Raw genomic sequence first — 17,983 nt, forward strand, 5'->3', positions numbered from 1 at the left:
CGGGGACACACATGCCGAACTTCATCGATCGGCGCCTCAACCCCAAGGACAAGAGCCTTGGCAACAGGCAGCGTTTCTTGAGGCGCGCTCGTGACGAACTGAAACGTGCGATCAACGACCGGGTCAGGTCCGGCAAGATCGAGACGGCGGACCAGGACCAGATCATCCCGATCCCCCGCAAGGGCATCAGCGAGCCGACGTTCCAGCGCGCGCCGCATTCCGGCCACCGGGAGGACGTGCTTCCCGGCAACAAGACCTTCGGCACGGGCGACCGAATCCCGCGCCCGGCAGCCGGCGGCGGCAAGGGCTCGGACCCCTCATCCTCGGGCGACGGCGAGGACGATTTCCAGTTCGTCCTGTCGCGTGGGGAGGTGCTCGACCTGTTCTTCGAGGACCTCGAACTGCCCGACCTGGTCAAGCACAACCTCAAGGAAGTCGTGACCTTCCGGCCGCGCCGGGCCGGCTTTACGATGAGCGGCAACCCGACCAGCATCAGCGTCGGGCGCACGATGTTCAACAGCTTCGGCCGGCGTATCGCGCTGAGACGGCCAAAGCAGGCCGAAATCGACGAACTCGCGGCGGAACTCAAGAAGCTGGAGGGTGAGAGGCGGCCAAGCGCCGCCACTCAGCAACGTATCGCCGTACTGCGCGAGGATCTGGCGACACTGGCGCGGCGCCGCAAGCTGATCCCCTATATCGATCCCATCGACATCCGCTTCAACCGGTTCGAGCCACAGCCGGTACCCAACGCCAATGCGGTGATGTTCTGCCTGATGGACGTCTCGGGCTCGATGGGCGAACGCGAGAAGGATCTCGCCAAGCGCTTCTTCGTGCTGCTGCACCTGTTTCTCAAGCGCCGCTACGAAAAGACCGACATCGTCTTCATTCGCCACACGCACGAGGCCTCGGAGGTCGACGAGGACACCTTCTTCTACAGCACCCAAAGCGGCGGCACTGTCGTTTCCACCGCGCTGGAGGAGATGCTGCGCGTCATCCGCGAGCGCTACCCGAGCAAGGACTGGAACATCTACGCGGCGCAGGCTTCGGACGGCGACAACATCCCCAACGACTCCGAGCGCTGCGTGTCGATACTCGACAAGACGCTGATGCGGCTCTGCCAGTACTACGCCTATGTCGAGATCATCGACGAGCGCGAAAGCGAGATGTTCCGCCATGCCGACAACGGCACGTCGCTATGGAACGCCTATCGCGAGGTCAGCGCCGAGTGGCCGAATTTCGCGATGACGCGCATCGCCAAGCCATCCGACATCTATCCCGTCTTTCATGAGTTGTTCGCCAAGGCACCGGCGCCGGCAAAACGCGGATGAGGACACCACGTGGAGAATCGCGCAAAAAGCTCCCAACTGCTCTTCACCAGTTCCGACTGGAATTTCGACGATCTGTCGCGCGCCTATGACGCGATCAAGGAGATCGCGGTCGACGAGCTTCGCCTCGATTTCTACCCCAACCAGATCGAGGTGATCTCATCCGAGCAGATGCTCGACGCCTATTCCTCGATCGGCATGCCGCTGATGTACCAGCACTGGTCCTTCGGCAAACATTTCGTCCACGAATCGAACCTCTACCGCAAAGGGCGCATGGGGCTCGCCTATGAGCTGGTGATCAATTCCAATCCCTGCATCACCTACCTCATGGAAGAGAACACCATGGCGCTGCAGACGCTGGTCATCGCGCACGCCTCGTTCGGCCACAACCACTTCTTCAAGAATAACTACCTGTTCCAGCAGTGGACCGACGCTGGCGCCATCCTCGCCTATATGGAGTTCGCCAAGAGCTACATTGCGCGTTGCGAAGAGCGCTATGGTCCGGCCGCGGTGGAAGCCGTTCTGGATGCCGCCCATTCGCTCATGCCGCAGGCGGTGTTCCGCTACCGACGGCGCCCACGCCTGTCGGTGGAAAGGGAGCAGGCGCGCATCCGCGAGCGGCTGGAGCATGAGGAAAGGACCTTCAGCGACCTGTGGCGGACACTGCCGCAAGCGACGGAAGCCGAAGCGCCGCGCGAGGTCGAGACCGACATGTCGGAGCGGCAGTCGGCGATCGAATATCCCGAGGAAAACCTGCTCTATTTCCTGGAGAAATACAGCCCGGTGCTCAAGGCCTGGCAAAGGGAGATCCTGCGCATTGTCCGCGTCATCGCGCAATATTTCTACCCACAGCGTCAGACCAAGGTGATGAACGAAGGCTGTGCCACCTTCGTGCACTACACGATCATGAACCGCCTGTTCGACAAGGGCCAGATCAGCGAAGGCACGATGCTGGAGGTGCTGCAGAACCACTCCAACGTGGTGTTCCAGCCCTCCTTCGATGATCCGCGTTACGGCGGCCTCAACCCCTACACGCTTGGCTTCAACATGATGCGCGACATCCAGCGCATCTGCACGACGCCTACCGCCGAAGATCGCGACTGGTTCCCGGACTTTGCCGGCAATGGCGACTGGTGCGGCACGCTGCTGGACGCATGGGCAACACACCGCGACGAGTCCTTCATCCGGCAGTTCCTGAGCCCGGCGCTGATCCGCGACATGCGGCTGTTCTCATTGCAGGAAGAAGCCTCGGACCCCTATTACGAGGTAACGGCGATCCACGACGAACGCGGCTACGAACGCGTGCGCTCGCGGCTCGCCGACAACTACGATGTCGGGGTGACGCAACCAGACATCCAGGCGATCGACGCCGATCTCAAGGGCGACCGCAAGCTGCGCATCAAGCACACGATCCACCACGGCACCACGCTGCAGGAAGACACGCGCAACGAGACGCTGCGCTATATCCAGCGGCTCTGGGGCCACGAAGTCAGCATGGTCGGCATCGACGATACGACCGACGATACGACCGACAAGACGCTCTACGAAATCTCGACCAAGGATTTGGGCGAGAAGACCTAGAGCCTGTCCAGCGCAGCCCTCATCTTGCGCACGATGCCAGCATCGGTGTGCTTCGGCCGCGGCGAGACGAAGCCGAGCTCCAGTGCCTTGCCAGCGGGCGCGTCGACGGCCACCGAGCAGGACGAGTGGATTTCGCGGAAGGGCAGCCGCGCCTTGATGGCGCCGAGGGTTTCGAGATTGACGCCCGAGCCCGGCATGATGGCGATGCGGTCGCCGGCGTGGGCAAAGCAGGCAGCAAGCGCGCCCAGCCCCTTCAGCGCCGTCGTTTCGCCACCCGAGGTGAGGATGCGCTCGAAGCCCAGTTCGACGGCGAGGTCGATGGCCGGCGCAAAGTCGGGACCGGCGAGATCGAAAGCGCGATGCAGCGTCATGCCCAGCCCCCGGGCATGTGCAGCCAGCCTGGCCAGAACCTCGCGGTCGAGGCTGCCATCGGCATGGCTGGCGCCGAGCACGACGCCCGCCAGACCGGCAGCTCGCACGGCGTCGACGTCGGCCAGCAGTGCTGCCATGTCCTTGTCGGCGTAGACGAAGTCGCCGGGCCGCGTGCGGATCATCGCGTAGACCGGGATCGGCGCCTTGGCCGCAAGCGCCATCAGGCCGGGCGACGGGGTGAGGCCACCGGTCTCCAGCGCCGCGCAAAGCTCGATGCGGTCAGCGCCGCCAGCGATCGCTGAGGCGAGGCCCTCGGGGCTGTCGACGCAGACTTCGAGCAGGATGTTCTCAGACATTGGCGATCTCCTGGAGGCCGAGGGCGGCAGCACCGATCAGGCCCGGCTCCGTGGTCAGTGTTGCCTTGACCAGCAGCGGGCTCTGGGCCCGCCTGAGCGTCCGTCCGCGCACCTCATTGTCGAGTGCAGCGATCAGTTCGGGCACGTTGGAAAGCCCGCCACCGACCGGAACGACGGACGAGCCGATGATGTTGAGCGTCAGCGCCAAAGGCACGCCGACCAGTTCGAGATAGATGTCGATGGTACGGCTCGCCTTGGCCGCGCCCGAGAGCCAACGGTCGATGACCTCGGTGCTCGACAATAGCTCGCCGCAGAGCAAATGGTGCAGCTTCTCCATGCCGCGCGCGCCGCCGATGGTGTCGACGCAGCCGGACTGGCCGCAGCCGCAGGCGAAATGCGGCACCTCGACCGGCGGCTGGCCGACACGCGTCTGCAGCGCCTTGCCGTGGCCCCACTCGCCGGCATAGCCGCCGGCGCCAGCAACGATGCGGCCATCGATGACGAGCCCGCCGCCGACGCCGGTGCCCAGGATGACGCCGAAGACGTTGCGGTGGCCCTTGCCTGCGCCGCTGGTCGCCTCGGCCAGCGCAAAGCAGTCGGCATCATTGGCGATCCTGACCGGCAGGCCGATGACGCGCTCGAGATCGGCGGCGATCAGCCGGCCGTCGAGGCACGGGATGTTGGCGCATTTCAGGCTGCCGGAGGCGGGGTCGACGACGCCGGCGATGGAGATCGAGACGCCCTTCGTGCGGCCCCTATCCGCCGCAACGCGCTCGGCGAGCACGGCGGCGAAGGCCTGAAAGTCGTCGAGCGGGGTCGCTACCCTGTCGATGATCTCGATTTCGCCGGCCGAACGGGCGCGGGCGCTTTTTATCGTTGAACCGCCAATGTCGAAGCAGGTAATCATCAAATCAGTTCCCGAAAGAAATTCTGCGGCGGGACGCCCCGGCCGGGACGCCTGGATTCCCAGACCGACACTTCGCAAAGGCAGCAATGGACAGTTCGCGCAAACGACGCACCTCGCCGACCATCGCCGATGTCGCCGAGCTTGCCGGCGTCTCGCGCGCCATCGCCTCGCGGGCGCTGTCGAGCGAAAGCCGCCCGGTGTCGGCCGACAAGCGGGCGCGTGTGCTTGAAGCAGCAGAGAAGCTCGGCTTCAAGCCCAATCTGCTGGCGCGCAGCCTGACCACCAAGACCGTCAATCTCATCGCGGTCATCGTCAACCACATCCACGATTTCTCCGACCTCGACCTGTTCGACCTTCTGATCGGTGAAATCCAGTCGATCGGCAAGCAGGTCATCTTCCTGCGCGTCGGCTCGGTCGAGCGCATCGAGGAATTCCTGCGCAACGGCGTCGCCTACCATGTCGATGCGGCACTGGTGTTCTCCGACTTCGCCGACGCCGAAAACGTGCGCAAGATGTTCCGCAGCGACGATGTCTTGATGCTCAACGGCATGCATGATGGTTCCTCGCCCTCGGTCGTTCCCGACGAGGCCATAGGCATCGCCGAAGCGGTGGCCGACGCCGCCGGCAAGGGGATCGGCACGGCTGCGCTTGTCACCGGCCGTGTGTCCTCGCCGGTCGAACAGATCCGCGTCGCCGCCTACAAGGCCGAGATGCAGCGCCACGGCATCCGGCTCGTTGCCGAACTGCGCGGCGACTATTCCTACGCCAGCGGCCGGCAGATGGCGCAGTCGGGCGACTGGCCCGATATCGACGCGGTGTTCTGCACGTCGGACGCCATGGCGATGGGCGTGATGGACGTTCATCGCGATGCGTTCCCGCAAAACCAACCCAGTCGCTTCAAGCTCTATGGCTTCGACAATCTGTCGCTGACCGACTTCGAGGCCTATCCGATCTCGTCCATCGGCTACGACAAGAAAGCCTATGTCGGCGAGATCCTGCGTTTCCTTACCCAACCGGGCGAATTCGCCGACGGCAATGCCGACGTGACGGTGCCGACCTTTTTCGTGCCGCGCGCGACGTCCTGACAGCAAACGGACAGGTCGGATCGCCCCGCCTGCCCGCTGCCTCAGCCCTGTTTTACCAGAGCGGGGTCAGTGCCGGCGGATTGGCGGTTTCGCCCCACCACTTCTTGTAGTTGGTCTCGTAGGCGCCGCTCTGGATGTAATCGGACACGAACATGTCGATCCAGCGGACGAAGCCTTCATCACCCTTGGCGACAGCGATGCCAATCGGGTCGTTGGAGTGCAGGCCCGGCAGCGTCACCAGGTTTTCGTTCTTGGTGGCGAGATAGTCGAGCAGCGAGGAGTCCTCGATGGCCGCATCGACACGCTTCTGCTGAAGAAGCAGCACGCCTTCCGGCGAGAAGTTGTCGGTGTAGACGAGCTCGGCCTCAGGTGCCGCGTTCTTGATGAAGGTCTCGCCCGTCGAGCCGCGGCCGACGACGATCTTCTTGCCGGCGAGGCCTTCCAGCGAGGTGATGCCGGCATCCTTCTGGACGATGATGCGCAGGCCGGCGCGGTTGTAGGGGATCGAGAAATCGACCGACTTGGCGCGCTCGAGCGTCGCCGAAGTGTTGGCAACCGCGATGTCGATCTGGCCCGAAACCAGCATCGAGATGCGGCGTCGCCCGACACGTCGACGAACTCGACCGGCACGCCGAGTTTTTCGGCGAGCATGGTGGCGACATCGACGTCATAGCCGACCGGGTTGTTCTGGTCATCGCGGAAGCCGATCGGCTCGCCGCCGAGCGACACGCCGATGCGGACGGTGCCGCGCTCGCGGATCTCGTCGATCTTGCCGGCCTGGGCAGCGCCGGTGGCGGCAAGACCGACTGCCAGCGCCATGCCGGCTAGCTTCGTCATCAGGTTCTTCATTTTCCCTCTCCCTCGGGTTGTTAGGATGTGAACGGTTCGGCGAAGCGATGTTCCGGCTCGGGCAGGTCGGTGTCCCAGAACCAGTACTTGATCTGCTCTTCGCAATTCAGGCTGACGACCTTGTGGTTGCCCTTGGCGTCAAGCGCGTGGATGACGACGCCGGCAAGGAAGCCGCTTTTCAGCTCGCGCAACTCGTCGATGGCAAGTGCTATGGCCTGCTCCAGCGAATGGCCGAGGCGCATGGCCAGCACGATGGTGCGCGCGGTGCCACAGCGCATTGTCATCTCGCCGGTGTGCGTGCAGGCGGCGGCGCCGAAACGGCTGTCGGCGTAGAAGCCGGCGCCGGGAATCGGCGAGTCGCCCAGGCGGCCCGGATATTTCCACGCCCAGCCTGACGTCGAGGTCACGACGTTGAGCCCGCCAAGGCTGTCCTGCGACAGGAACACGGTGGTGTCGCGCACGCGCTCCGGGTCGGTGATGGTGCGGCTGAGCGGGGCAAGCGGAATGTCGGGGAACTTCGCCAGTTCTTCCGGCGAAAGCTCCTTTTCCAGCCGCTTCCACCAGACGCGCTTGCTCTCTTCGTAGAGCGTCTCGTCGTGGGCGAAGCCGATCTCGGTGGCGAAACGACGGGCGCCGTCGCCTGTCAACATGACATGCGGCAGGCGCTTCATCACTTCATGGGCAAGGGCTGCCACCGGAATGGTGTCGGGCACAGCGCCGACCGAGCCCACTTCACGCGTCGTGCCGTCCATGACGCCGGCGTCGAATTCCATGCGGCCAAGCATGTTCGGCCAGCCGCCAAAGCCGACCGAGCGGACCTTGACCTCGCGCTCAACCTCGCCGATGCCGGCGACCATGGCGTCGATGCCATGGCTACCGCCCTTCAGCAGTTCGACGCTCTTGGAGAAGCCGGGCCAGGCCTCGGAATTGGCAAGCAGGATCATTTCAGTCTTTACGCATCTTGGAGAGGAATTGAGCCACGCGCGGCAGCGCCATGCCCTTGTCGGAGAAGAACTCTTCGGTCGCCAGGTCGGCGATGAGCGTGCCCTTATCGAGGAAGGCGATCCGCGAGGAAATGGAGCGCGCGAATTCGATCTCGTGGGTGACGAACACCATCGTCGTGCCGCCCTTGGCAAGCTTGGCCAGGATCGACAGCACTTCGGACGTCATCTCGGGATCGAGCGCGCTGGTGACCTCGTCGAGCAGGAGGTAGCTCGGCTTCATGGCGAGCGCCCGGCAGATGCCGACGCGCTGGCGTTGGCCGCCGGACAGCTGCGAGGGATAGGCGTCGGCACGATCGGTCAGCCCGACCGACTGCAACAGCTCGCGTGCTTCGGTCTCGGCCTGCTTGCGCGGCACCTTCAGCACCTCGACCGGCGCGAGTGCGATGTTCTGCACCGCCGTCATGTGCGGATAGAGATTGAACAGCTGGAACACCGTGCCCGAGCGCTTGCGCGCCTCGCTCAGCTCGCGCGGCTTCGAAACATCGAAACCGTCGACCGTGATCCTGCCGGCGTCGATCTTCTCCAGGCCGTTGATGCAGCGGATCAGCGTCGACTTGCCCGAGCCGGACGAACCGAGCACAGAGACGACCTCGCCCTGGCGGATTTCGAGGTCGACGCCGTCGAGCACGGTGGCGGCGCCAAAGGATTTGCGTAGGCCCGATACGCTGATCATCAGAGACCTCTCCATGCCGTATGCGCCCTGAGCCGCTTTTCGAAACGGCCTCCGGCGTAGGCGACCAGCTTTGCGGTCAGGTAGTAGAGCGCGCCGACGGCGGTCCAGACGATGAACGGCTTGAGCGTGCGCAGGTTGAGGATGTTGCCGACCTTGGTCAGGTCCATGACGCCGATCACCGAGATCAGCGACGTGACCTGCAGCTGGTTGACCAGGAGGCCGGTGAGCGGGCCGATGGCAAAGGCCGCGGCCTGCGGTGCGATGACCCGGCGCAGGGTCTGCCAGCGGCTGAGGCCGAAGACACGCGCGGCCTCGATCTGGTCGCGGCCGACGGACTCGATCGCAGACACAGCGATGACATAGATGAAGGCAGCACTGTTGCCGGACAGCGTGATGACTGCGGCTTCGGTAGGCGTGACGTTGATCTTGAGGAAGGCAGGCAGGCCGAAGAACACCAAAAACAGCTGCACCAGCACCGGCGAGTTCTTGAGCAGCTCGGCGACGAAGGTAACGATCTGCATCAGCACCGGCACGCGGTAGAAGCGGATCACTGCCCAGGCCGTGCCGATGACGAGGCCGATCAGCGTGGTCGAGACGAACAATGCCAGCGAGACACCAAGGCCTTGCAACAGAAGGATGATGTCGAACGGCGTGAAGTCCCCGTAACGCATCAGACCGCTCCCTCTTGCTGGTGGCGGTTGAGATGGCGGTGCAGCATGCCGATGAGGATCGATACGGCATAGGTCAGCGCGGCGTAGGCGACGAGCAAGACGAAATAGACCTCGAACGGCCTGAACGTGTTCGATGCCACGATCTTGGCCGAGCCGGTCAACTCGTTGAGCGTGATCGTCGACAGGATCGAGGACGTCAGGATCAGATTGATGAACACCGATCCGAGCGGCCGGATCGAGGCGCGCAGGGCAATCGGCAGGATGATCTTGCGGAAGATTGTACTCTTCCTCAGCCCACTGACCTGCGCTGCCTCGATGACGCCCGGGTCGATTGCCAGGATGCCCGAGCGGATGACATCGGAAGTGAAGGCGCCGCCGGCGATAGAAAGCGCAACGACGCCGGTGGTGAAGGCGTCGATGTAGATGCCGATCTCCGGCAGGCCGAAATAGAAGAAGAACAGCTGCACGATGAAGGGGATATTGCGGAAGATATCGACATAGATCGCAGCGACCCTGTTGAGCAGCGGCGAGGCCGATGTCCGCATCGCACCGACGGCAAGGCCGAGCACAAGGGAACCGATCACGGCAAGCGTACAGGCCTGCAGCGTCAGCCACGCCCCTTCCAGCAGGAAGGGGATGTGCTTGGCGAGGATCGACAGGTCGAACTTCAAGCGGGGCTCGTTCCCAAGAGTGAAACCGGTTTCACTTTGCAAAACGACCGAACCGATGTCAACGCCCGGCCGACCAGCGGATTCGCTTTTTCACACGATGAGCGAAGATCGCGCAGGCACCGGAACCGCTGTGCTGATGCCCCTCTTCGCGGCCCTGCAAACGACAGCCGCCGCCGGGCGAACCGGCGGCGGCTGTCGTTTGTGACCGGCAGTACTTCGAAACCGTTTCAGTTAGCCGGCACCAGGACAGGCTCCGGAGCCGGCTCGACCACTACCACCGGCTGAAGTTCGGGCTCTGGCGCCGCAGCCGCAGTCTCTGTCGGCAGCGTAGCCTTGATCTCATCGATCTTGCCGTAAGCCTCGCCGACGCCGAGAACATCCTTGGCCCAATCCATCACGTCGTCGTTCAGATAGTCGTCGCCATATTCGGCAACGCGGTTGGGATTGGCTGCCGCCAGCAGGGCTTCCCTCAGATCCGCTTCCGTCGTCCCTTCGGCCGCCGCATCAGCGGTAGCCTGGGCATCGTCTGCGGCCTGATCGGCGGCTGCCAGGTCATCGGCAGCGGCGATTGCATCGGCCAAGGCCTGCTTCTCGGCATTGAACGCGTCGAGCTCCGACGGATCGGCCGGGAGCTCCAGACCGTTCAACTCATCAAGGCGCGCCTGCAGCGCATCCGTCGTCGGATCGGCGATCGGAGCACTGCCGTCAAATGGCTCGATGGCAGCGATGGCCGCGTCGAAGGCAGTCTGCGCCAGTGCTGCCTTTTCGGCCGCAGCGGCAAGCGCCTCCGCTGCCAGATCCGCCTTGGCGGAATTGAGCACATACTCCCTGACGAGAGCCATGCGCGGCGACTGCGAATTCAGATAGGCGTGGTAATTCCGCTTGAGGGAATTGAGGCCGGCCAGGCGGGCATTCAGGTTCTTTTCCTTGACCGGCTTCACCGCCGGAACCTCCACGGAAGCCGGCAGGACTTTGGCCACAGACTTCGGCTTCTGATTTGCCTTGGCATTCTTCGGCGTCGTGCGCTTTGCGCCGGTGGCGGCCGCCTTCTTGGTCTGCCCACCGCCGAACAACGATTTCATCAGCCCACCTGCGGAAGCAGTCTGGACACTGCCGCCCGATCTGGTCTTGCCGGCTGCGGACGCCGACTTGCCATTGGACGAGCCACCGCCCTTGCCACCGCTGTTGCCCCGATCGTTGCCACCACCGTTGCCACCTCCGTTACCGCCACCATTCTCGCTCTTGGCATAGGCTGAGGTCTTGGCGATGCCAACGCCGGCCCCAAGGTCGAGCTTGACCGGCAAAGCGCTGATCGCGAGCGCAGAGGCCGCGCTGACAAGAAGCTTCCTGCTGTATTTCACCGGATTTTCTCCCTCTCTCGGTGCAAAGATCGAATCAAGCCCACGCCACATTAGGTTCTGGCCATATGCCCGCCAGCCACTATGTGTTGCAGCGTGAAACGCTTGATGGCGCGATTGCCCGGCGCTCCGCACGCTGCCACATGGTGCGGCGGCGTGCATTGGCGACCGCCATGGCCACACGCCATGGCACGCGCCAAATTCTTCTGCTCCGATGTGTAGAAAAACCACATGGCCTGCCCCACGGCTGCGGGACATTAGGACATGCTGACATTTCAGGAATTATTGCCGAGATCGTTAAAATGCCAACGATCTCGATACATGTCGCGAAGCCACCGCGGCTCCGCCAGCCTCAGGCATTGAGGCTGGGCTTGCCGCCGTCTTCCGACATGTCGGCGAATTCGATGCGGTTGCGGCCGCGCGCCTTGGCCTCGCTGAGGCGGTCGTCGGCATGGCGGAACATATCGTCGAACTCGACCTGGTCTTCGAACAGCACGGCACCGACGCTGACCGACAGAGGCAGTTGCCGAGCACCCGGCTCGAGCACCGTGTCGGAGACAGTGCCGCGGATACGCTCGGCGACGCGCTCGGCGTTCTCGCGGCTGGTACCGGGCAGGAAGATGCCGAATTCCTCGCCGCCGATGCGACCGACCAGATCGCCCGCGCGCACCGAGGCCTTGATCGTTCCGGCGACGCTCTTCAGCACCTCGTCGCCCCAGGCATGGCCGAACTTGGCGTTGATGGCGCGGAAATCATCGATCTCGACGACCAGCAGAGCACCCTGGCGGCGACCGCCTGATGCCGAGCTGCCACGGAAAGCATCGATCAGATTGGCGAAGACGCCGCTGTTGAGGCAGGAGGTGAGCGCGTCGGTCGACGACAGCCGGCTGACCTCGGATTTCAGCGCGCCGAACTTGCGCCGTTCATTGGCAACGATGGAGAGCAGCGGTGCAGCGACCAGACCGGCAACGACACCGGCGCCAATCACGCCGCGCCAGAATACCTGGTCGCCCTGGCCCTGAAACAGGATTGCCGCGGCCCCTGCCGCAACAGCCACGCAAGCGGCCGTGCCGAGCAGCGCATAGCGGGCGACCGGCGCCCAGCTTCGACCCGCATTCCCTGCACCAGAATTGTCCACGCCAGATCCCTCCGCTCTCATGTCGAATCGATCTACCCGTTGAGAATGAAACATTCCCTCCGTGAATACGAACAATTTGACGGATTTGCCGGAAAGTAGCCGAAGCTGGCGCTTTTGAACAGGCCCAAGCCATTTTGCGGCGTCGATTTGTGCCGATCAATCCGGCGGGCCGAACACCCCCATGCCGGCCTTCCGCGCCACCTCTTCGGCCTTTTCATAGCCACCACCGGGCAGCGCATGCGCCCAGCCATTGGAAACGAGCCATGCGCCGACATCCTGCTTGCCGATCCTGCAGGCGGCCGCCACCGGTTGCCGCTCGGCCGGCGGAAACACCTGGCACAGAGGTGCGCGGCCGCGAAGCCAGTACCTGAAGGCGAGCATGGCGCGCTCGCCGCAACGCCAGGCAACCCCCTCGAACCGGCAGGTCTGGCCAGGGTCGATCGCCTCGGCGCCGGCAACAAATATGACGTAGCCCATCGCCTCGAACGAGGCCGAGGATGTCACCACGGGACGATACAGCAGCGTGCCCTCCCAGTCGTCAGGCCCAACCCGCTTCGGCGGCGGGGCAAGCCCGAGATCCCCGAGAGGTGGCCTGGCCTCGATACGCTCCAATTGGAGCCTGGCGACTTCGGGAGGCGCGATAATGTCGGGTGCGATCGATCGCGCCGGGCTCGGCGGCACCTCGGCGACGGCTATTCCAGCGCCCTGATGTCGAGGCGACGGCAACGACAGCGTTTCGGCCGGCACGCTTTCAAGTACCGGCTGCGGCGGCAGATGTACGCTTTTCGCCGCCATGATCGTCACTGCGACAGCGCTGATGGCCATCGCCGCTCCGGCGTGAACCAGCATCCTTCGCGCCATTCTCATAAGACCGGCCCTCGCCCGCACCGGACCGCCAAGGTTTCAGATCTGCTGCTTGCCATCGCCCGGCTGTTCGCACTCCTCCGCTCAAGGTCAACAAGGCCATGGATCGTGCGGCTGCGCCAGCCCCGGACAAAGCGAAGTAGAAAATTCTCGTAAAATTCGATGCAAAGTGTAACTCGAAGATTATCTTCTGATTACCTGCGTTCCTTTCCGATAATTTGAGACGATGTTGCTAGCTTTCACCAAAATAGGTGGGCGACATGAAAGCAACACTATCTAACGCTTCGAAGTTCGGGTTGAATATCCTTGCGGCAACGGCATTTCTTGCCGCGGCACTGCACGGCGCCCATGCCAGCCAGGATTCCGATACCGGTGCTTCCGCCGCCAGTCAGCCACACGCCACACGGCTTCTCGGCGGCCTGATGCTGCTGGAACCAACTGCGGCCGCGGTTGCAAACAAGCCTTTCCAGTTCGGCCAGGACTTCGACGGCTACGGCCTGGCCGTGCGCACCGCTTCGCAGGTGGACGTCACTCCCGAGGGCATCGACCCGATCAAGACGGCTGCCATCGTGCCCGGCGTGTTCGGCTCGGTCGCCATTCCGATGCGCAACTTTCCCGTCGCCGGCCGCTGGGCCAAGGTCTACAGCAAAATCGGCGACTGTGCAGACGCGACCAGCTGCGGCAAGCGCGGTGCCGCATTTGCGGCCGTCGCAACTGGCGCCCGCGACAAGAAGTTCATGGACAAGCTTGCCAGCGTCAACCGCGCCGTCAACACGATGATCACCTACCGCAAGGACGACGCGGTCTACGGCAACCTCGATTATTGGGCGAAGCCGGCGGAAATACTGTCGCGTGGCGTCGGCGACTGCGAAGACTACGTCATTCTCAAGATGGCGGCGCTGATCGAAGCCGGCGTTCCGGCGCGCAGCATGTCGCTGGTTGTACTTCAAGACACCGGCCGGGGGGTGTTTCACGCAGTCCTGTCGGTTGCCACCCAAAGTGGAAACTTCATCCTCGACAATCTGAGCAACACGGTGGCCAGCGACGGCGCCTACAGGAGCTATGTTCCGCTCTATTCGTTCAGCACCGACCGCGCCTGGATCCACGGCGCGCGGCCTGGATCGGCGCAGATCGCTTCTGCAGGCGGCAATTTCGCAGCAATTGCTCCCGGAGAGGGGCCCCAGCCGCAGTAGGCGCAGGCGCTAGAATCGCTTGGCCGATTCCAGCAATTGCCGGTTGGCCCCCAAACCGCCAGCCGCCCCACCCGCGGCAGCCCTGTACACAACCCCGGCGTTTATTACGAAAGTCCGATTTAGCAACTGGATATGTAGTATTTTTGCACCAGTGCTTTCACCAAATAGCATAAATCCTCATGATTCAGCATATGGACAATCAAATTGCTGTCGATTTTCATGCGCTGCTGGATAATTGCTCACGGCGGGTACGTATAGGGATCCTGGCTGTGACGAATGTCGGGATGGAGTGGGGGAGAGTTTAGATGCAGTTGAATTTTGGGCGCTTTGCGCAGCGGCTGGCGGTTTTGTTGGCAGCGACCGTGCTATCGGGCAATGGCGCGAACGCGCTGTCGCTGAAGGAAGCGATGGCGGTGGCCGTCGAATCCAACCCCGAGATCGGCCAGGCCGTCGAGAACCGCGAAGCGATCGAATTCGAACTGCGGCAGGCGAAGGGCCTCTATCTCCCCAGCGTCGACCTGGAAGCCTCGACCGGCGTGCGCCGACTCGACAACCCGTCGCGGCGCGCCCTGTCGATCGAAGACGATGCGCTCTATCCATCGGAAGCCGGCGTCGTCGTCACCCAGAAGCTGTTCGACAACGGCGCACGCCGCGCCGAACTGACCCGCCAGGCATCGCGCGTCGACGGCGCATCCTTCCGCGTTCTCGAGCGTTCGGAATTCATTGGCCTTTCGGTCGTCCAAGATTACCTCGAATACGTGCTGCAGGCCCAGATCGTGGGCGAGGCCAAGCGCAATCTCGGCTTCCACCAGTCGATCCTCGGCGACATCCGCGAGGGTATCCAGGGCGGTGCGCTGACCGACGCCGACCGCCAGCAAGCCGAAGAACGCCTGTTCGCCGCCAAGGCGCGCGTGCAGGAAGCGTCCGAGGAGCTGGAAGCGGCCAAGATCCGTTTCTTCAAGACCGTGGGCAAGCCGCTGGTCAGCCCGTCCAAGCCCGGTTCGGTGGCCAAGGCCCTGCCGCGTTCGCTCGATGATGCCATCGGCCTCGCCCGCCGCAACAATCCGCGCATCCACATGGCCAGCAGCGACATCGACGCCGCAGCTTCGCTGGTCGACGCAGCACGCGCCAAATACGGCCCCGAGGTGGTAGCGGAAGGCCGCGCCCGCGTCGGCAACGACATCGACGGCTCCGCCGACGAGACCAACGACCTGCAGGCCCGCCTGGTGTTGCGCTGGAACCTCTATCGCGGCGGCATCGACAAGGCCAACGAGCAGGAACAGATCCGCCGCGTCAGCGAGCAGCGCCTTGCCATGCATCAGGTGCAGCGCGAGATCGAAGAAGCCGTGCGCATTTCCTGGGATCGCCGCTTCCGCCAGGCCGACCTCGCCAAGACGCTGCGCCAGCAGGCCGTCGCCAATGACAGGCTGGTGACCTCGTATCGCGAGCAGTTCAAGGTCGGCCAGCGTTCGCTGCTCGACGTGCTCGACGCGCAGAACACGCGCTTCAACACCGAGACCCTGGCAAATACCGCATCATTCGCGTCGTTGTTCGCCGAATACCGGCTGCTCGCAGCGACCGGCCAGTTGCTGAAGACCATGAACATCGCACCGGCGAAGCAGGCTGCCGCCTACGCCCGCACCGAGTTCAACGTGCCGGCGACCGCCGACACCGAGACCTACGCACGGACGCCGTCGGAACAGGTCAACGACATGCCATTCGACCTGCTCGCCCCGGTCAGAAAGAAGTAGGGTGTCTGCCTGACGGCAGGCCCCGCCCGTCATGAACCAGCAGACGCATATCCAGACTCCGGTCGAAGCGTTCAAATCCTGTTTTTCGGCTGTGGCTGCCTATCTCGGCCGCCCCAGTGCCGAGACAGTGCTGTTTTCCGGCGTGCCGATCTCGGAAACGAGGGTCGAAGTCCAGGAAATCCGCCATCTGGCCGAACGTATCGGCCTGGAAACGCAAGAGTTCGAACATCGCGATTTCGTGCGCGGCCGCTTCGACCTGCCGGCCATCGTCTTCCGTTCCAACCGGCTGCCCATCGCCATCCTGGCCGAGCAGAGGGATGGTGCGGAGTTCCTGACGGGACCGCAGGAAGATGGTCGCACCTCGATCTCGCGCGCCGAGTTGATGGGCGTGCCGATATCAGGTGGCGTCGGCTTCTCCATCACCTATGCCAATGCCGCCGAGGACATGACCGTCGGCACCGCGGCGAAGATAGAGCGCCCGCACTGGCTGTACGGCACGCTCGGCGCGTTCTGGCGGTCCTATTCGCGCGTGGCGCTGGCGGCGATCTTCATCAACCTCCTGGCCATCGCCTCGCCCATCTTCACGATGAACGTCTACGACCGCATCCTGCCCAACAAGTCGATCTCGTCGCTGTGGGTACTGGCGATCGGCGTGGCAACCGCCATCCTGTTCGACCTGCTGTTGAAGACGGCACGCGCCGCGCTCATCGACCATGCCGGGCGCAAGGCCGACCTGCGCATCTCCTACATGCTGTTCGAGAAGGTGCTGAACACCTCGCTCAGCGCGCGCCCCGCCTCCACCGGCGAATATGCCAACCGGGTGACGCAATATGAGTTCGTGCGCGAGTTCTTCACCTCGAACACGGTCAGCACCTTCATCGACACCGCCTTCGTCTTCATCTTCCTGCTGGTGATCTATGCCGTGGCGAGCTGGCTGGTGGTCATCCCTGTCATCGCTTTCATACTGGCCGTTATCATCGGGCTGGTGGCGCAACAGCGCATCGGCAAGCGGGTCGCCGCCTCGCTGAACGAAGCGTCGCAGCGCCAGTCGCTGCTGGTCGAGTCGATCTCGACGATCGAGACGATCAAGTCGCTGCGCGCCGAAGCCTACCTGCTGCGCAAGTGGCGGGAGCATTCCAAGAATGCCGCCAACACCTCCGAAAAGATCAAGGAGCTGTCGGCGGCGGCCGCCAACATGACGCAGTTCATCCAGCAGATGGTGACCGTGGCTCTGGTGGTCGCGGGTGCCTATGCCTTCGACAGCGGCGCCATCTCGACTGGCGCCATCATCGCGGCCGTCATGCTGTCGGGCCGCGCTGTGGCACCGCTCGGCCAGTTGGCCATGACCCTTTCGCGCTTCCGCCAGGCGACGCTGTCGCTCAAGGTGCTGAACACCATCATGCAGCAGCCGGAAGACCGGCCCGACACGGTCGGCTTCGTCAACCGCCCGATCCGGGTCGGTGCGCTGACGCTGCGCAATGTCGGCTTTGTCTATCCCGGTACCGAGACCGAGGTCCTGACGGGCGTGAACCTGTCGATCAATCCCGGCGAGCGCGTCGGCATCATCGGCCGCATCGGCTCCGGCAAAACGACGTTCGGGCGGCTGGTCGGCCGGCTCTATTTGCCGACGACCGGCGAGCTGCTGCTCGACGGCATCGACATCCGCCAGTACCACCCTTCGGAGGTCCGCTCCGCCGTCGGCATCGTCGCCCAGGCCGGCGACCTGTTTTCCGGCACGATCAAGGAAAACCTGCTGATGGCGCGGCCCGAAGCCAGCGACGAGGAAATCATCGATGCCGCCAAGCTGGCCGGCGTCGACGACTTCGTCTCACGCCATCCGCGCGGCTACGACATGAATGTCGGGGAGCGCGGCACCAACCTGTCGGGCGGACAGAGACAGGCGGTGGCGATCGCCCGGCTGCTGATGACGAAACCCAAGATCGTGTTCCTCGACGAACCGTCCGGCTCGATGGACCTTGCGTCCGAGCGCCAGCTGATAAAACAGCTGAAGACCGCGTTCAACGACAAGACCACGCTGATCATTTCGACCCACCGCTACAGTATGCTCGAGATCGTCGACCGCCTCATTGTCGTCGAACAGGGCCGTATAGTTGCGGATGGTCCCAAGGAAAAAGTCATTCAGGCACTGCAGAAGCCAAATAGCTGAAGGCAGTCCGTTTGACAG

The 17,983-nt window shown here is 63.6% G+C and carries 15 protein-coding genes and 1 pseudogene; 6 read left to right on the forward strand and 10 right to left on the reverse strand.

The genetic code is table 11. From position 1 onward, the window contains the following. The first annotated feature begins 11 nt into the window (after positions 1–11). Both O1Y97_RS00935 and O1Y97_RS00940 read left to right on the forward strand, forming a co-directional pair. Positions 12–1,328, forward strand: a complete 1,317-nt coding sequence (locus tag O1Y97_RS00935) for a YeaH/YhbH family protein (protein WP_318762778.1) — start codon at positions 12–14, stop codon at positions 1,326–1,328. A 9-nt stretch (positions 1,329–1,337) separates the two neighbouring features. Beyond that, a complete protein-coding gene (locus O1Y97_RS00940) occupies positions 1,338–2,906 on the forward strand; it encodes a SpoVR family protein (protein WP_318762779.1) in 1,569 nt (522 codons plus the stop codon). Here O1Y97_RS00940 and O1Y97_RS00945 read toward each other — a convergent pair. Together O1Y97_RS00945 and O1Y97_RS00950 are read right to left on the reverse strand one after the other, a co-directional pair. Beyond that, positions 2,903–3,634: a copper homeostasis protein CutC gene (locus O1Y97_RS00945; RefSeq protein ID WP_318762780.1), complete on the reverse strand. Its 732-nt coding sequence runs from the start codon at positions 3,632–3,634 to the stop codon at positions 2,903–2,905. The two genes, O1Y97_RS00940 and O1Y97_RS00945, sit on opposite strands and share 4 nt — an antisense overlap. Then, on the reverse strand, positions 3,627–4,541 hold the full coding sequence (locus O1Y97_RS00950) for an ROK family protein (RefSeq protein WP_318762781.1): 915 nt from the start codon (positions 4,539–4,541) through the stop codon (positions 3,627–3,629). The genes O1Y97_RS00945 and O1Y97_RS00950 overlap by 8 nt, the downstream gene beginning before the upstream one ends. 86 nt (positions 4,542–4,627) lie before the next feature. Between O1Y97_RS00950 and O1Y97_RS00955 the strand changes: the two genes are divergently transcribed. Then, on the forward strand, positions 4,628–5,626 hold the full coding sequence (locus O1Y97_RS00955; RefSeq protein WP_318762782.1) for a LacI family DNA-binding transcriptional regulator: 999 nt from the start codon (positions 4,628–4,630) through the stop codon (positions 5,624–5,626). Between the two features lie 52 nt (positions 5,627–5,678). On the opposite strand, the pseudogene O1Y97_RS00960 reads toward O1Y97_RS00955, so the two are convergent. The 8 genes and pseudogenes from O1Y97_RS00960 to O1Y97_RS00995 form a co-directional block, all read right to left on the reverse strand. Beyond that, positions 5,679–6,475: pseudogene (locus tag O1Y97_RS00960) on the reverse strand (transporter substrate-binding domain-containing protein). Positions 6,476–6,495: 20 nt separating this feature from the next. Then, entirely contained in the window at positions 6,496–7,419 is a 924-nt protein-coding gene (locus tag O1Y97_RS00965; RefSeq protein ID WP_318762783.1) for an isoaspartyl peptidase/L-asparaginase, read from the reverse strand. Between the two features lies 1 nt (position 7,420). Further along, positions 7,421–8,152 (reverse strand): amino acid ABC transporter ATP-binding protein, encoded by a 732-nt coding sequence (locus tag O1Y97_RS00970; RefSeq protein ID WP_318762784.1) that lies wholly within the window; start codon positions 8,150–8,152, stop codon positions 7,421–7,423. Continuing rightward, positions 8,152–8,823 (reverse strand): amino acid ABC transporter permease, encoded by a 672-nt coding sequence (locus tag O1Y97_RS00975; RefSeq protein WP_318762785.1) that lies wholly within the window; start codon positions 8,821–8,823, stop codon positions 8,152–8,154. The genes O1Y97_RS00970 and O1Y97_RS00975 overlap by 1 nt, the downstream gene beginning before the upstream one ends. Beyond that, positions 8,823–9,494, reverse strand: a complete 672-nt coding sequence (locus tag O1Y97_RS00980; RefSeq protein WP_183262974.1) for an amino acid ABC transporter permease — start codon at positions 9,492–9,494, stop codon at positions 8,823–8,825. Before O1Y97_RS00980 ends, O1Y97_RS00975 begins: the two co-directional genes overlap by 1 nt. A 227-nt stretch (positions 9,495–9,721) precedes the next feature. Next, the gene (locus O1Y97_RS00985; RefSeq protein WP_318762786.1) at positions 9,722–10,855 is read right to left on the reverse strand and encodes a hypothetical protein; all 1,134 of its coding nucleotides are present in this window, start codon (positions 10,853–10,855) and stop codon (positions 9,722–9,724) included. A 349-nt stretch (positions 10,856–11,204) separates the two neighbouring features. Further along, positions 11,205–11,990 (reverse strand): GGDEF domain-containing protein, encoded by a 786-nt coding sequence (locus tag O1Y97_RS00990; protein WP_318762787.1) that lies wholly within the window; start codon positions 11,988–11,990, stop codon positions 11,205–11,207. Positions 11,991–12,146: 156 nt separating this feature from the next. Beyond that, complete coding sequence (locus O1Y97_RS00995) at positions 12,147–12,815, reverse strand: thermonuclease family protein (protein ID WP_318762788.1); 669 nt, start codon at positions 12,813–12,815, stop codon at positions 12,147–12,149. A gap of 299 nt (positions 12,816–13,114) precedes the next feature. Here O1Y97_RS00995 and O1Y97_RS01000 point away from each other — a divergent pair, with 299 nt between their 5' ends. From O1Y97_RS01000 to O1Y97_RS01010, 3 genes are all read left to right on the forward strand, one after another. Continuing rightward, complete coding sequence (locus O1Y97_RS01000) at positions 13,115–14,047, forward strand: transglutaminase-like cysteine peptidase (protein ID WP_318762789.1); 933 nt, start codon at positions 13,115–13,117, stop codon at positions 14,045–14,047. Between the two features lie 305 nt (positions 14,048–14,352). Then, positions 14,353–15,798, forward strand: a complete 1,446-nt coding sequence (locus O1Y97_RS01005) for a TolC family protein (RefSeq protein WP_108605545.1) — start codon at positions 14,353–14,355, stop codon at positions 15,796–15,798. Between the two features lie 31 nt (positions 15,799–15,829). Further along, a complete protein-coding gene (locus O1Y97_RS01010; protein ID WP_318762790.1) occupies positions 15,830–17,965 on the forward strand; it encodes a type I secretion system permease/ATPase in 2,136 nt (711 codons plus the stop codon). Positions 17,966–17,983 lie beyond the last annotated feature (18 nt).

It is taken from the genome of Aminobacter niigataensis (assembly GCF_946995915.1).
Lineage (GTDB): Bacteria > Pseudomonadota > Alphaproteobacteria > Rhizobiales > Rhizobiaceae > Aminobacter > Aminobacter niigataensis.